Consider the following 12,856-nt stretch of genomic DNA (forward strand, 5'->3'; position numbering starts at 1 on the left):
ACTGCACTCGGGAGGGTGTGGGAGAGTAGGTCACCGCCGGACAATCTTTGATTCAGAAAGGGCTCCACGCATACGCGTGGGGCCCTTTCTGCGTTTATAGGGGCGGTTTGTGGCAAGCACGCCGGTGGCCCCAGGTACCGAAACCGCTGATCATCGGGTGGCCGGCGTGGGGGAGCGCTCCATATGGTCAGTAGGGTTGAGGAGTGGACTATCGTGCGGTTGAACGCGCGATCATGGAGCGAGGCGTCGAGTGGGACTTCGAGCCGACGCTGGACCGGATCGCGGCTCTCATGGACCTGCTCGGCTCGCCCCAGCAGGCGTACCCCGTCATACACATAGCGGGCACAAACGGTAAGACGAGCACGGCGCGCTTGACCGAGGCGCTGCTCAAGGAGCGCAACCTGCGCGTGGGTCGATTCACGAGCCCGCATCTCGTCTCGGTTCGCGAGCGCATCACCGTCGACGGGGAGCCGCTGAGCGAGGAGCGTTTCGCCGAGGCGTACGAGGAGATCGCCCCTTACGTTGAGCTGGCCGACACGCAGGGCCGGCGGATCCAGTTCTTCGAGTTGCTCACGGCCATGGCCTTCGCCGCGTTCGCCGACACTCCGGTGGACGTGGCGGTCGTTGAGGCGGGCATGGGCGGCTCCTGGGACGCCACGAATGTCGCGGACGGCACCGTGGCGGTCATCACGCCGATCTCGCTCGACCACACCGACAGGCTCGGGCCCGACATCCCGAGCATCGCCGGGGAGAAGGCGGGCATCATCAAGCCCGGTGCCACGGCCATATTCGCCCAGCAGGAGGTCGAAGCCGCCCAGGTGCTGATGCGGCGGGTCGCCGACGTCGGCGCGGTGGTCGCGCGTGAGGGGCTTGAGTTCGGTGTGCTGGCGCGTGAGGTGGCGATGGGCGGACAGTTGCTCACTCTGCGCGGCCTCAAGGGCGTCTACGAGGAGGTCTACCTGCCGCTTTACGGCGAGCACCAGGCGAGCAACGCGGTCTGCGCGCTGGCCGCTGTGGAGGCTCTGACGGGGGGCGACGACCCGCTCGACGTCGAGCTCGTACGGGCGGCGTTCGCGCAGGCGTCGTCACCGGGGCGGATGGAGATCCTGCGCCGCGATCCCACGGTCGTCGTCGACGCGGCGCACAACCCGGGCGGCATGCAGGCGTCGATCGAGGCCATGCAGGAGGCGTTCGACTTCGCCAAGGTCGTCGGCGTCGTCGCGGTGATGCGTGACAAGGACGTGCACACCCTGCTCGACCTGCTGGAGCCGATTCTCGACGAGATCGTCGTCACGCGTAACTCCTCTCCCCGGTCGATGTCGCCCGCCGAGCTGGCGGCAGTGGCCGTACCCCTGTTCGGCGAAGACAGGGTGCGGATCGTCGAACGTATCGACGAGGCCATCGACATGGGCATCGGCATCGCCGACGCTCAGGGCGAGTTCAGTGGCACGGGCGTGCTCATCACCGGGTCGGTCGTGACGGCGGGAGATGCCCGTCATCTGCTCAAGGCGGACGGTGTGTGATGAACTTTCAGGTCACTCCAGGCATGCGCCGGCTCGGCGCCAGCGTGCTCGGCATGGAGGCCATCGTCGCCGGATTGATTACGCCGGTGGCGATCAACAGCGGCGTCGAGACGGCGGTGGCGGTCACTGTCGGTATCGGGCTCGCGGTGCTGTGCGTGGTCGTCGCCGGGCTGCTCAAGCGGCCCTTCGCGTACGTCGCGGGCAGCATTCTGCAGGTCCTGGCCATCGGCACGGGGTTCCTCGTGCCGACGATGTTCTTCCTGGGAGTGATCTTCGCGGCGCTATGGATTACCGCGATATTCGTCGCTCGCCGTGTCGAGGGCGTGACTTCCCGCTAAAGTCGGCGAACATGGCCGTCCCCCCGATCCAGCGGTCCCTGAACGCGTCAAGCGCGGGACCCAGCGCAGGCGTCAGGTTCCCGTGGTTGCTCGACTCGGTGCTCGGGCTGCTCATCCTCGTCGCGTTGCCACTGGCGATCATCGCGATCCCCAACACCGTGTCCGTGGTCTCGGGTCTGCTGCCCGACGGCTTCGACAAGCTGGCGCTGATGCGCGCGCACGGGCTGGCGCTCCCGGCGATGATTCTCACGGTGCCGCTCGCCGCGGTGGCGCTGCGCCACGTCAAGGTCCCGCACATGCTGCTCGGCGGGCTCGCCGTGCTCGCCCTGGCCGATGCCGCGGGCGGGTTCGCGGGCTCGACGTTCCTGGTGGCGGTGCTGCGGGTGCTGCACGGGGTCGGCGCGGGCCTGCTCATTCCCGCCACGCTGGTGGCGGCCTGGGAGCGTCCCATGGCGTTGCGCGCCATCTGGACCGGCATGCTGGCGTTCAGCCTGCTCACCGCCCAGGCGCTCGCGCTGTGGCCGCTCGACGACGTGGACGACTGGAGGGTCACGCTCCAGCCGTACCCCCTGCTGACGGGCATCGCCCTCGCGCTGGCGGCCGTCTACTTCGTCGTCTGGCTGCTGCAGGGCCAGCCGCAGATGCCCACGCCGCGGGCAAGCGAATCCAGCCGCCTGCTGCTCGCGAGCGTGCCCGCGGTGGGCATCGCCGTGGTCGCCATCAGCACCGCGAGTGAGGAGTGGGGGGCCGGCCTGGTCATCCTGCTGGCCGTGCTGGCGATCGTGGCGCTGCTCGTGATGGCCTACCTCGGCAGCCGCGAGGGACGCACGCTGGCGTACGTCATGGTCGCGGTCGGCATCGTGTTGCTGCCGAGCCTGGCTCAGGTCACATATGTGGAGATGCGCGGCCTGGGCGGGCCGGGCCTGCTCGGTGGGCCGGGCGTGACCGGGCTGTGGATCCCGTTCCTGGTGGCGGGCCTGCTGGCGCTGGCCGCTGCCGTCGCGGTGCGGCTGTTCGCGGGAGCGCGGTGGCTCGTGCCGCTGGGGCTGCTGGCGATGGTGGTCGGCCTGTGTTCGGTGCGGGTCGTGGTGCCGGCGGCCGACGGGCTCGTGCTGGTGATCCCGTTCACGCTGCTGGCGGCGGGCGCGGCGGTGGCGCTCACGTCCGCGCTCAACCAGGCGGGCATCGGGGCGGCGCTGTTCGGGTTGGCGCTGTGTTTTCCCGGTGTTCTGGCTGGTTATCTGCTGGCCACCGGGGTGCAGTTGAAGATGCTGCGTGGGGTCACGGTGGCGCAGCAACTGGTGGACCGGTTCGTGGGCACGTTGCATCTGTGGTCGCTGATCGGCGGGTTCCTTGTGGTGGCGGTCATCGTCCTGTCCGAGTTGTTCACGCGGCGGGCGGCTCCGGTGGTCGAGGCGTCGTCGGTGGACGGTGAGCCGGCTTCTTCGGCCGATGATCTGGTTTCTTCGCCGGGTGCGGAGGTCGCTGGGGAAGTCACGGAGGCTGCGGCGGAGTCCCGTGCGCTGAGGGGTGACGGGTCTGAGCGTCGCCGACCGCCGTCGGGGGTGGATGCCATTGAGGTGCCTGCCCAGCCGGGGGCCGGGGATGAGGATTGGCCTACCGGGGCGATACCGCGCGTCTCCGTGTCCGATCCGGCGAACGACTTCTCCGGTCGTGGGGCGGTGGCTGCCAGGAGAGAGCGGGCGTCCGGCTCTGGCGACGCCGGGAAGGCGGCCTCCAGCGCCGCCGACGGCGCGGCCGGAGGGGATGCCGCGGGTACGGAGGGGGCGGCCGAGGAGACCGGTCCGGTCCCGCCCGTCCCGCCCCAGGCCCAGTCGCCCGAGGACACCACCTCCCCGTAGGGCCGCTTCCCAGGGATGCCGCCTGCCTGTGGGCCGAGTGTTCCTGGACGGTGAGTGCCCGAAACCGCTGCTGGTGGCTGAGGCGCCGGTGAGGGGCCGTACAGGCGCGGTTGGGTGGATGGTGCTCCGGTGTTCGGGGTCGCATGGATACGGGTGGTCGGCGCGGGTTGCCCGGCGCGGATAGGTGGCGCGCCAGTGGGTGGGTCGTACAAGGTGGCGCGAGGAGAGCGGGTCGCGTTGGTGCGCTCGTACGTGGGCGTCGATGCGGCTTGATGGCGGGAAACGGGGGAGCCGTCGTGGGGCGGTAAGCTGAGCGGCAGCCACCTTGACGCGAGTGGTCTGCGTCCCGGGGCCGATTCCCCTGTGGGAGCCAGGCCGGTGCATGTGGCCGCCACTCCGACCCACACCCTGTTCGAAGGAGAACCTCAAGTGTCCGAGCGCACTCTTGTCCTGATCAAGCCCGACGGGGTGAAGCGTGGCCTCATCGGTGACGTGATCGCCCGTGTGGAGCGCAAGGGCCTGAAGGTCGCGGCGATGGACCTGCGCACTCTCGACGTCGACACCGCCAAGGCCCACTACGCCGAGCACTCCGAGCGGCCGTTCTTCGGTGAGCTGGTCGAGTTCATCACCTCGGGGCCGCTGGTCGCGCTGGTGCTGGAGGGGCCGCGCGCCGTCGAGGCGTTCCGCGCGCTGGCGGGGCTCACGGACCCGGTCAAGTCGGCGCCCGGCACGATCCGCGGCGACCACGCGCTGGAGATCGGCGAGAACATCGTCCACGGCTCCGACTCGCCCGAGTCGGCCGCGCGGGAGATCAAGATCTTCTTCCCGGACCGGTTCTAGCTCTTCCTGTTCCTCCCGAGCGCCCGCCACGATGGCGGGCGCTTTTTTGTGCCGTTTCGCGCCGCCAGGACCCGCCGTACGGGACCGCACGCGTCGTCGAGGTGGCCGGGTTCTTTTACGATCTTGTACGGCCGGCCCGGTGAGCCCCACCCGGCGCACGGGCAAGGGGTCTGTCCAGGGGCACGCTCCTCCGGTGGAGGTGGCCGGGCACCGTGACGTGCGCGTCGTCAGCCGTGTTCCGTGGAGAGCGCTGAGCCGGACGGGGGGTGCGTCAAAACGGTGCAAAACGGAGGACGAATGTTGTCCGTCGTCTGCGGTGGCATCGGGGCTCCCGGATGGGCTGAAGAATTTGTGGGGCACAGGGGGCTCATTGCGTGCCCTGGTGGGTAACGTCACGTTACGATTCGAATTCGATCCGTAGTCATTCGCGAACGACGTTACGGAAGGCTCCGTTCCCCATGGGCAGCAAGCTCGCGTTTCTCGGCCGTGATATGGCGGTCGACCTCGGCACCGCCAACACGCTGGTCTACGTGCGCGGCCGGGGCATCGTGCTCAATGAGCCGTCGGTCGTCGCGATCAACACGGTCACGGGGAAGATCGTCGCGGTCGGCATCGAGGCCAAGCGCATGATCGGGCGGACGCCGGGCAACATCGTGGCCGTCCGGCCGCTCAAAGACGGCGTGATCGCCGATTTCGATGTCACCGAGCGGATGCTTCGATATTTCATCCAAAGGGTCCACAAGAGGCGGCACTTTGCCAAGCCGCGCATCATCATCGCCGTGCCCAGCGGCATCACGGGGGTTGAGCAGCGGGCGGTGAAGGAGGCCGGCTACCAGGCCGGGGCGCGCAAGGTCTACATCGTCGAGGAGCCGATGGCCGCGGCGATCGGCGCGGGGCTGCCGGTGCACGAGCCGACCGGCAACATGGTCGTCGACATCGGCGGCGGCACCACCGAGGTGGCCATCATCTCCATGGGCGGCGTGGTGACCAGCCAGTCGATCAGGGTCGGCGGCGACGAGCTCGACCAGGCGGTGATCACCTTCGCGAAGAAGGAATACTCCCTCATGCTCGGCGAGCGCACCGCCGAGGAGATCAAGATGGCCATCGGCTCGGCCTGCCCCATCGGTGAGGACTCGCATGCCGAGATCCGCGGTCGTGACCTGGTCAGCGGCCTGCCGAAGACGATCGTGGTGTCCGGTGAGGAGATCCGCAGGGCCACGGAGGAGCCGGTCAACACCATCGTCGACGCCGTCAAGACCACGCTCGACAAGTGCCCGCCGGAGCTGTCCGGCGACCTGATGGACCGCGGCATCGCGCTCACCGGCGGCGGCGCGCTGCTCAAGGGCATGGAAGAGCGCGTCAGGGCCGAGACGGGGATGCCCGTCCACCTCGTCGAGAACCCCCTCGACTCGGTGGCGCTCGGCTCGGGCAAGTGCGTCGAGGAGTTCGAAGCGCTGCACCAGGTACTCGTGCCGGAGTCACGTCGCTGATGAGAGAGTCGCGCCGCGCCCGGCTGATCCTAGGAACGCTGCTCACGGTGGCGCTGGTCATCCTGACCGTCGACCACCGGGCCGGCGCGGCCTCGCCGCTGTGGCCACTGCGCGCGATGGGTTCCTGGTTCTTCGGTACGGTCGAGGAGGCCGGCGGCTCCGTGGTCCGGCCGGTCGGGAGCTTCTTCCACGCCATCGTCAACGCCCCCGGCGCCCAGAACGAGCTCGACCGGGTCAAGGCCGAGAACGCCAGGCTGCGGGCCGGCCTGGCCGCGGGCCGGCTCGACGCCGCCCGGTCCGCGGAGTTGAAGCGCCTGCTCGGGATGGCGGGGCTCGGCGGCTACAAGATCGTGACGGCGAACGTGGTCGCCAGGCGCGGCCAGCCCGGCTTCGAGGACGCCGTCCAGATCGACGTCGGCACCGGTGACGGCGTACGCCCCGAGATGACCGTGCTCAACAGCGACGGGCTGGTCGGCCGGGTCATCCAGGCGTCCGCCGACTCCTCGACCGTGGTGCTGATCAGCGACCCGGGCTCGGCCGCCGGCGCCAGGCTCGAAGGGGGCCAGGAGATCGGCGTCGTGCACGGGGTGGGGGAGTACGGACGGCTCGTACGGTTCCGGCTGCTGGACTCGACGGCGGCGATCAACCGCGGCGGCCGCATCGTCAGCTTCGGCTCCCAGCGCGGCGCGCCGTACGTGCCCGGGGTGCCGATCGGGGTGATCGAGCGGGTGGAGGCGACGCCGGGCGAGCTGACCCGTATCGCGTACGCCAGGCCGTACGCGGACCTGACCGCGCTCGACGTGGTCGGCGTGGTGGTGGGGGCGCCCGCCAAGGACCCGAGGGACGCCGTGCTACCACCCAAGGAGGGGCCGGGATGATAGTCGGGCTGTGCGTGCTGGCGGCGGTGTTGCTGCAGGTCATGCTGGTCAACCGGCTGGGGTTGCCGGGTGGGGGAGCGCCCGACCTGGTGCTGCTGGCCGTGGTGGCGATGGCGCTGCTGCGCGGGCCCGTGGCGGGGACGGTGATCGGGTTCTGCGCCGGATTGCTGGTCGACGTCGTGCCGCCGACGGCGCATCTGGTGGGGCAGTACGCGTTCGTGTTCGCGCTGGTCGGCTATGTCGCCGGGCGGGGGGTCGGCGGCGCGGCCACCACCGTCGTCCTGTGCGTGCTGATGGCGCCGCTGGTGGCCGCCGCGCTCGGCGGCCTGATCGCGGATCCGCGGGTGACGCTCTCGACTCTGACCGACCAGGTTCCGGTGACGGTCGTCTACACGCTGATCGTCTCGCCGCTGGTCATCTGGCTGGTCACCCGCGACAGGCCGCAGCCGAGGTTCCCGCAATGATCAGGATGCGGACCCGGCTGGTCATGCTCCAGGTGATCGTGATGGGGGTGCTGGCGGTGCTCAGCCTGCGCCTGTGGCAGGTGCAGGTGGTGCGGGGGCAGGAGCTGGTCACCAGGGCCACGGAGACCAGGACGCGTTCGGTGATCGTGCCGGCCGTGCGCGGGCAGATACTCGACTCCTCCGGGCGGCCGCTGGTGCGCAACCAGACCTCGCTGGTCGTCTCGATCGACAGGACCGGGCTGATCAGGATGCCCGAGCAGGGCGTTCCGGTCCTGCGCAAGCTCGGTGAGGTGCTGGGCGAGCCGGTCAAGCAGCTGCAGAAGCGCATCACGCCGTGCGGGCCCGGGGTGAGCAAGCCCTGCTGGACCGGCTCGCCGTACCAGCCGATCCCGGTGGAGGAGCGGGCGGACACCCGCGAGGCGCTGCAGATCTTGGAACGGCAGGAGGAGTTTCCCGGCGTCTCCGCCGAGGTGCAGTCCGTCAGGCAGTACCCCGGCGGCAAGGCCGGCGCGCAGATGCTCGGCTACCTGCAGCCGGTCACCGCGGCCGAGTTGGAGAAGCGCGAAGGGTTGAAGGCCGCTTTCTCCGGCGTCGATCTGGTCGGGCGCGACGGCCTCGAGTACATCTACGACGACGAGCTGCGCGGCAAGGCCGGGCTGCGCCGGGTGCAGGTCGACAGGATGGGCAAGGCCATCGGGGTGGAGGAGCAGGTGGCGCCCATCAGCGGCGACACGCTGGTCACCAGCATCGACGCCCGCGTGCAGGCCCTGGCCGAGGAGGCGCTGCAGCACGCGATGAAGAACGCCCCCAAGGCGGACGGCGCCGCCGCGGTCGTGCTCGAACCCAAGACCGGGCGGGTGCTCGCGCTGGCCAGCGCGCCCGGCTACGACCCGGCCGTCTGGGCGGGCGGCATCTCGGACCGCGGCTATCAGCGGCTGCTGTCGGACTCCACGGGCAAGCCGCTGGTGTCGCGGGCGCTCAACGGGATGTTCGCGCCCGGCTCGACGTTCAAGGTGTCGTCGGTGACCTCGATGCTGCGGGCCGGATACCCGCTGAACGGCACCTACGACTGCCCGGGGGCGGTCATGGTGGGCGACCGGGCCTTCCACAACTTCCACGGCATCGGCCTCGGCTCCATGAACCTGCACACCGCACTGGTCAAGTCGTGCGACACGATCTTCTACAGCGCGGGCTACGCCCAGTGGCTCAAGGACGGCGGGCTCAATCCCAAGAGGACGCCGAAGGAGGTGTTCGCCAACACGGCCAAGGGGTTCGGGTTCGGCAAGCCGACGGGCATCGACCTGCCGGGCGAGTCGTCCGGGCGCATCCCCGACCGCGCCTGGAAGAAGAACATGTGGGCCCAGACCAGCGGCAACAGTTGCCGGCGCGCCAAGACCGGCTACCCGGAGGTGGCCGACAAGTCGCGGGCGGACTTCCTCAAGCGGCTGGCCAACGAGAACTGCCTCGAAGGCTTCCTGCTGCGGGCGGGCGACTCGGCCAACTTCTCGATCGGCCAGGGCGACGTGCTGGTGACGCCGCTCCAACTGGCCAGGGCGTACGCGGCGCTGGTCAGCGACGGGAAGCTGCGCAGCCCGCGCATCGGCTGGGCGACGGTCCGGCCCGACGGCGCGCTGGTCAGGCGCATCGACGTGCCGGTGGTCGGTGAGCTGCCGCTGTCGAAGAAGGAACGCCTCTACATCAAGGACGCGCTCAGCGATGTGCCCTCCGACGGCACCGCGGCGGGGGCGTTCGCCGGGTTCCCGATGAACAAGGTGCGGATCGGCGGTAAGACCGGCACCGCGGAAGTGTGGGGCAAGGAGGACACCTCCTGGTTCGCCTCATTCGCGCCGACGAACGATCCGCACTTCGTCGTGGTCGTGATGGTCTCGCAGGGCGGGATGGGCGCCTCCACCGCCGCGCCCGCCGCACGCGAGATCTACGAGGGCATCTTCGGCTTCGGTAAACACGGCAAACCCGCGCTGCCCGCCGGCCGGCCGGTGTCCAAGCTGCCGAAGATCGCGGCCGACGGCACAGTGGCGGACGGCACGGTCACCGAGGGCACGGTGGGCACGCGCACCACGGTGGCGGACAGCACAGGGGAGGGCGGCACGGGCAAGGACACCATGGGGGAGGGCGTCACGGAGGCAGGGGGATGATGGACCGCACGCTGATGGGCGGGCGGCGCTCGTTCGCCCGGCGGGCGGTGGGCGCGCAGTCGGCCATGTGGCGGCTCGACGGGGTGATGCTGGTCGCGGTCGCCGCGCTCTGCGTGATCGGCACGCTGCTGGTCTGGTCCTCGACCCGCACCTGGGCGCCCGGCTCGACGGGGCTGGTCAAGAAGCACCTGCTCAACGTCGTCATCGGGACGCTGTTGTGCTCGGCGGTGACCGTTGTCGACCATCGCGCGATACGGGCGTACGCGCCGCTGGCGTTCCTGCTCTCCCTGGCCGGGCTGGGACTGGTGATCACGCCGCTGGGTGCGACGATCAACGGCTCGCACTCGTGGATCCTGCTGGGTGGCGGCTTCGCCGTGCAGCCGTCGGAGTTCGCCAAGCTCGGCCTGCTGCTCATCATCGCGATGCTGCTGGCCCAGCCCGGCGAGGGCACCGATCGGCCGCGCGGGCTGGACGTCGGGTTCGCGTTGTTCGCCGCGGTGCTGACGATGGGGCTGGTGATGTTGCAGCCCGACCTCGGCACCACGCTCGTGCTGGCCGTGATCACGGCCGCCGGGCTGGTGATCGCGGGAGTGCGCAAGAGGTGGATCATCCTGCTGACGCTGATCGCCGGGGCCGGGGTGTTCTGCGTGTTCGCGTTCCAGATGCTGGAGCCGTACCAGATCGCGCGTTTCACCGCCTTTCTCGACCCGCGTGTCGATCCGCGGGGTGTCGGTTACAACAGCACGCAGTCGCTGATCGCCATCGGCTCGGGGCAACTGTTCGGCAAGGGGCTGTTCGACGGCGGGCAGACGACCGGCCGGTTCGTGCCCGAGCAGCACACCGACTTCATCTTCACGGTCGCGGGGGAGGAGTTCGGGTTCCTCGGCTCGCTCACCGTGGTGCTGCTGCTCGGCGTGGTGCTGGTGCGCGGGCTGAGGATCGCGAGGCTGTGCGACGACAGGTTCGGCTCGCTGGTGGCCGGGACGATCGTGTGCTGGCTGGCCTTCCAGACGTTCGTCAACATCGGCATGACCATCGGCATCATGCCGATCACCGGGCTGCCGCTGCCGTTCGTCTCGTACGGCGGGACGGCCACGTTCGCGAATCTCATCTCGATCGGGCTGCTTCAGTCGATCAGAATCCGCGAACAGACGTTTAATTAGAAGTATGTTTCTGGCCTACTGCGACGAGTGCGAGGAGCGCTTCCTCCTGCCCGCCAGCCATGTCACAGCCGTGCACAACCTCGCCAGCGGCGTCATCGCCGTCGAGCTGACCTGTTACGAGGGACACAAGATCATCGTCCTCAGCGGGAACGACATCGACATCCCGGGATCTGCCACGGTCTGAGCGCCGCTACGCTGGGTGCTATGACTGTCGAGTCGATTTTCCCCCGCCTGGAAGCGCTGCTGCCCAAGGTGCAGAAGCCCATCCAGTATGTCGGGGGTGAGCTTAACTCGACCGTGAAGGACTGGGATTCCGCCGATGTGCGGTGGGCGCTCATGTATCCGGACGCGTACGAGGTCGGACTGCCCAACCAGGGCGTCGCGATCCTCTACGAGATCCTCAACGAGTTGCCCGCCACGCTGGCCGAGCGGACCTACGCCGTCTGGCCCGACCTCGAGGCGCTCATGCGCGCCGAGGGCATTCCGCAGTTCACCGTGGACGCCCATCGGCCGGTGCGCGCCTTCGACGTGTTCGGTCTGTCGTTCTCCACGGAGCTCGGCTACACCAACATGCTGAACGCGCTCGACCTGGCGGGCATCCCGCTGCTGGCCGTCGAGCGGGGCGACGACGATCCGATCGTGCTGGCGGGCGGCCACGCGGCCTTCAACCCCGAGCCGGTCGCCGACTTCCTCGACGCGGCCGTGCTCGGCGACGGCGAGCAGATCGCGATCGCCATCTCCGAGGTCATCCGCGAGTGGAAGGGCGAGGGCAGCCCCGGCGGGCGCGACGAGCTGCTCATGCGGCTGGCCGAGTCCGGCGGCGTCTACGTGCCGAAGTTCTACGACGTCGACTACCACCCCGACGGCCGCATCAAGAGGGTCGCGCCCAACAGGTCCGACGTCCCGTGGCGGGTGCACAAGCACACGGTCATGGACCTCGACGAGTGGCCCTACCCGAAGAAGCCGCTGGTCCCGCTGGCCGAGACCGTGCACGAGCGGTTCAGCGTGGAGATCTTCCGCGGCTGTACGCGCGGCTGCCGCTTCTGCCAGGCGGGCATGATCACCCGCCCGGTCCGCGAGCGGTCGATCACCACGATCGGCGCCATGGTCGAGAACGGCATCAAGGAGTCCGGCTTCAACGAGGTCGGCCTGCTGTCGCTGTCGTCCGCCGACCACTCCGAGATCGGCGAGGTGGCCAAGGGCCTGGCCGACCGCTACGAGGGCACCAACACCTCACTGTCCCTGCCCTCGACCCGGGTCGACGCGTTCAACATCGACCTGGCCAACGAGTTCTCCAGGAACGGCCGGCGCTCCGGCCTCACCTTCGCCCCCGAGGGCGGGTCCGAGCGCATGCGCAGGGTGATCAACAAGATGGTCACCGAGGAAGACCTGATCCGCACCGTCACCACCGCCTACTCGCAGGGCTGGCGGCAGGTCAAGCTGTACTTCATGTGCGGGCTGCCCACCGAGACCGACGAGGACGTGCTCGGCATCGCCGACCTGGCCAAGAAGGTCATCAAGGCGGGCCGCGAGATCACCGGTTCGCGCGACATCCGGTGCACCGTCTCCATCGGCGGATTCGTGCCCAAGCCGCACACGCCGTTCCAGTGGGCGAGCCAGGCCGACCACGAGACCGTCGACCGGCGGCTCAAGGCGCTGCGTGACTCACTGCGCGGCGACAAGAACTACGGCAGGGCCATCGGCTTCCGCTACCACGACGGCAAGCCGTCGATCGTGGAGGGCCTGCTGTCGCGCGGCGACCGCCGGGTCGGCGCGGTGATCCGGGCCGTCTGGGAGGACGGCGGGCGCTTCGACGGCTGGAGCGAGCACTTCTCCTACGAGCGCTGGATGACCGCGGCCGAGAAGGCCGGCATCGACGTCGACTGGTACACCGTGCGAGAGCGCGAGGAGAACGAGGTCCTGCCATGGGATCACCTCGACGCCGGGCTCGACCGCGAATGGCTCTGGCAGGACTGGCAGGAGGCCGTGTCCGGGACCGAGGTCGAGGACTGCCGCTGGACTCCGTGCTACGACTGCGGGGTCTGCCCGACCATGGGCACCGACATTCAGATCGGCCCGACAGGTAAGAAACTCCTTCCTCTCACGGTGGTCTAGCCGCGCTGAGTGCGCGGTCAGTGCCTC

11 protein-coding genes are annotated in these 12,856 nt (G+C 69.4%); all 11 read left to right on the forward strand.

Going from position 1 to position 12,856, the window contains the following annotated elements:
• Positions 1–233: 233 nt before the first annotated feature.
• The 11 genes from AB0F17_RS61220 (at position 234) to AB0F17_RS61270 (ending at position 12,829) form a co-directional block, all read left to right on the forward strand.
• Positions 234–1,523, forward strand: a complete 1,290-nt coding sequence (locus AB0F17_RS61220) for a folylpolyglutamate synthase/dihydrofolate synthase family protein (RefSeq protein WP_358045296.1) — start codon at positions 234–236, stop codon at positions 1,521–1,523.
• The gene (locus AB0F17_RS61225) at positions 1,523–1,861 is read left to right on the forward strand and encodes a DUF4233 domain-containing protein (RefSeq protein ID WP_214642930.1); all 339 of its coding nucleotides are present in this window, start codon (positions 1,523–1,525) and stop codon (positions 1,859–1,861) included. Before AB0F17_RS61220 ends, AB0F17_RS61225 begins: the two co-directional genes overlap by 1 nt.
• Positions 1,862–1,872: 11 nt before the next feature.
• Entirely contained in the window at positions 1,873–3,723 is a 1,851-nt protein-coding gene (locus AB0F17_RS61230; RefSeq protein WP_358045138.1) for a hypothetical protein, read from the forward strand.
• A 429-nt stretch (positions 3,724–4,152) separates the two neighbouring features.
• On the forward strand, positions 4,153–4,563 hold the full coding sequence (ndk, locus tag AB0F17_RS61235) for a nucleoside-diphosphate kinase (protein WP_214642928.1): 411 nt from the start codon (positions 4,153–4,155) through the stop codon (positions 4,561–4,563).
• 458 nt (positions 4,564–5,021) lie between these two features.
• Complete coding sequence (locus AB0F17_RS61240) at positions 5,022–6,053, forward strand: rod shape-determining protein (protein WP_358045141.1); 1,032 nt, start codon at positions 5,022–5,024, stop codon at positions 6,051–6,053.
• Positions 6,053–6,931 carry a rod shape-determining protein MreC gene (gene mreC / locus AB0F17_RS61245; protein ID WP_358045144.1) on the forward strand — a complete coding sequence of 293 codons (879 nt, stop codon included), beginning with the start codon at positions 6,053–6,055 and terminating at the stop codon, positions 6,929–6,931. The genes AB0F17_RS61240 and mreC overlap by 1 nt, the downstream gene beginning before the upstream one ends.
• Entirely contained in the window at positions 6,928–7,395 is a 468-nt protein-coding gene (mreD, locus tag AB0F17_RS61250) for a rod shape-determining protein MreD (RefSeq protein WP_358045147.1), read from the forward strand. The genes mreC and mreD overlap by 4 nt, the downstream gene beginning before the upstream one ends.
• Entirely contained in the window at positions 7,392–9,551 is a 2,160-nt protein-coding gene (gene mrdA, locus AB0F17_RS61255; protein WP_358045150.1) for a penicillin-binding protein 2, read from the forward strand. The genes mreD and mrdA overlap by 4 nt, the downstream gene beginning before the upstream one ends.
• On the forward strand, positions 9,548–10,714 hold the full coding sequence (gene rodA / locus AB0F17_RS61260) for a rod shape-determining protein RodA (protein WP_358045153.1): 1,167 nt from the start codon (positions 9,548–9,550) through the stop codon (positions 10,712–10,714). The genes mrdA and rodA overlap by 4 nt, the downstream gene beginning before the upstream one ends.
• A 4-nt stretch (positions 10,715–10,718) precedes the next feature.
• Positions 10,719–10,898 (forward strand): hypothetical protein, encoded by a 180-nt coding sequence (locus AB0F17_RS61265; RefSeq protein WP_358045156.1) that lies wholly within the window; start codon positions 10,719–10,721, stop codon positions 10,896–10,898.
• 20 nt (positions 10,899–10,918) lie between these two features.
• Positions 10,919–12,829, forward strand: a complete 1,911-nt coding sequence (locus tag AB0F17_RS61270; protein WP_358045159.1) for a TIGR03960 family B12-binding radical SAM protein — start codon at positions 10,919–10,921, stop codon at positions 12,827–12,829.
• The last annotated feature ends 27 nt before the right edge of the window (positions 12,830–12,856 follow it).

This window comes from Nonomuraea sp. NPDC026600 (assembly GCF_040638335.1).
Classification (GTDB): domain Bacteria; phylum Actinomycetota; class Actinomycetes; order Streptosporangiales; family Streptosporangiaceae; genus Nonomuraea.